Source organism: Ruegeria sp. BC1 (genome assembly GCF_056539305.1).
Genome location: NZ_JBQFUT010000021.1, coordinates 1 through 2,500, shown reverse-complemented (window position 1 = coordinate 2,500; position 2,500 = coordinate 1). Strand labels below are relative to the sequence as shown.

The following is a 2,500-nucleotide window of genomic DNA, read 5'->3' as shown; positions in this document are numbered from 1 at the left end:
GGGTGACAGCCCCGTATTCTAAGCTCTGATGGACGTATTAAGTAGGGCGGAACACGTGAAATTCTGTCTGAAGATCGGAGGACCACCTTCGAAGGCTAAGTACTCCTTGCTGACCGATAGCGAACCAGTACCGTGAGGGAAAGGTGAAAAGCACCCCGACGAGGGGAGTGAAACAGTACCTGAAACCGAACGCCTACAATCAGTCGGAGGCTCCTTGCGAGCTGACGGCGTACCTTTTGTATAATGGGTCATCGACTTGGTCTCACGAGCAAGCTTAAGCCGTTAGGTGTAGGCGTAGCGAAAGCGAGTCTTAATAGGGCGAATGAGTTCGTGGGATCAGACCCGAAACCGAGTGATCTAGGCATGGCCAGGTTGAAGGTAAGGTAACACTTACTGGAGGACCGAACCCACATCTGTTGAAAAAGATCGGGATGAGCTGTGCCTAGGGGTGAAAGGCCAATCAAACTCGGAGATAGCTGGTTCTCTGCGAAATCTATTTAGGTAGAGCGTCATCCGAATACCCCGGGGGGTAGAGCACTGGATGGGTAATGGGGCCCCACAGGCTTACTGATCCTAACCAAACTCCGAATACCCGGGAGTACTAGATGGCAGACACACTGCGGATGCTAACGTCCGTAGTGGAGAGGGAAACAACCCTGACCTACAGCTAAGGCCCCCAATTCATGGCTAAGTGGGAAAGCAGGTGGGACGACCAAAACAACCAGGAGGTTGGCTTAGAAGCAGCCATCCTTTAAAGATAGCGTAACAGCTCACTGGTCTAAATAAGTTGTCCTGCGGCGAAGATGTAACGGGGCTCAAGCCATGAGCCGAAGCTTAGGATGCCGTAAGGCATGGTAGCAGAGCGTAGTGTGACATAGTTCCTATCCTCTTTAGCGATCTTCGGATCGCCTTGGAGGATATTTGGAGCTTTCGATGAAGCCGGCGCGTGAGCGATCCGGTGGAGAGATCACTAGTGAGAATGATGACATGAGTAGCGACAAAGAGTGTGAGAGACACTCTCGCCGAAAGTCCAAGGGTTCCTGCTTAAAGCTAATCTGAGCAGGGTAAGCCGGCCCCTAAGCCGAGGCCGAAAGGCGTAGGCGATGGGAACTAGGTTAATATTCCTAGGCCAGGAGGATGTGACGGATCACAGGTGTAGTTCAATCTTATCGGATTGATTGGGCTGCTGAGTGGTTCCTGGAAATAGCCCTCCATCAGACCGTACCCTAAACCGACACAGGTGGACTGGTAGAGCATACCAAGGCGCTTGAGAGAACGATGTTGAAGGAACTCGGCAAAATACCTCCGTAAGTTCGCGAGAAGGAGGCCCGGTTCCTAGGCAACTAGGGGCTGGGGGCACAAACCAGGGGGTGGCGACTGTTTATTAAAAACACAGGGCTCTGCGAAGTCGCAAGACGACGTATAGGGTCTGACGCCTGCCCGGTGCCTGAAGGTTAAAAGGAGAGGTGAGAGCCTTGAATTGAAGCCCAGGTAAACGGCGGCCGTAACTATAACGGTCCTAAGGTAGCGAAATTCCTTGTCGGGTAAGTTCCGACCTGCACGAATGGCGTAACGACTTCCCCGCTGTCTCCAACATCGACTCAGCGAAATTGAATTGCCTGTCAAGATGCAGGCTTCCCGCGGTTAGACGGAAAGACCCCGTGCACCTTTACTACAGCTTCGCACTGGCATCAGGATTGTGATGTGCAGGATAGGTGGTAGGCTTTGAAGCAGGAACGCAAGTCCCTGTGGAGCCTCCCTTGAGATACCACCCTTCGCACTCTTGATGTCTAACCGCGGTCCGTTATCCGGATCCGGGACCCTGCGTGGCGGGTAGTTTGACTGGGGCGGTCGCCTCCTAAAGCGTAACGGAGGCGCGCGAAGGTTGGCTCAGAGCGGTCGGAAATCGCTCGTTGAGTGCAATGGCAGAAGCCAGCCTGACTGCGAGACTGACAAGTCGAGCAGAGTCGAAAGACGGCCATAGTGATCCGGTGGTCCCGAGTGGAAGGGCCATCGCTCAACGGATAAAAGGTACGCCGGGGATAACAGGCTGATACTGCCCAAGAGTCCATATCGACGGCAGTGTTTGGCACCTCGATGTCGGCTCATCTCATCCTGGGGCTGGAGCAGGTCCCAAGGGTACGGCTGTTCGCCGTTTAAAGAGGTACGTGAGCTGGGTTTAGAACGTCGTGAGACAGTTCGGTCCCTATCTGCCGTGGGTGTAGGAGACTTGAGAGGAGTTGCCCCTAGTACGAGAGGACCGGGGTGAACGATCCACTGGTGGACCAGTTGTCGTGCCAACGGCAGTGCTGGGTAGCTATGATCGGACAGGATAACCGCTGAAGGCATCTAAGCGGGAAGCCCCCCTCAAAACAAGGTCTCCCTGAGGGCCGTGGAAGACCACCACGTCAATAGGCCGGAGATGTAAGCGCAGTAATGCGTTCAGTTGACCGGTACTAATCGCCCGATAGGCTTGATTTGATCCAGTAATGGAAAGACA

1 rRNA gene (cut by a window edge) is annotated in these 2,500 nt (G+C 54.0%); it reads left to right on the top strand.

Features of this window, described 5'->3' with window-relative positions:
• Positions 1 to 2,481, top strand: a 23S ribosomal RNA gene (locus ACR0IY_RS21865); it begins 351 nt to the left of the window's first position.
• Positions 2,482 to 2,500: the final 19 nt, after the last annotated feature.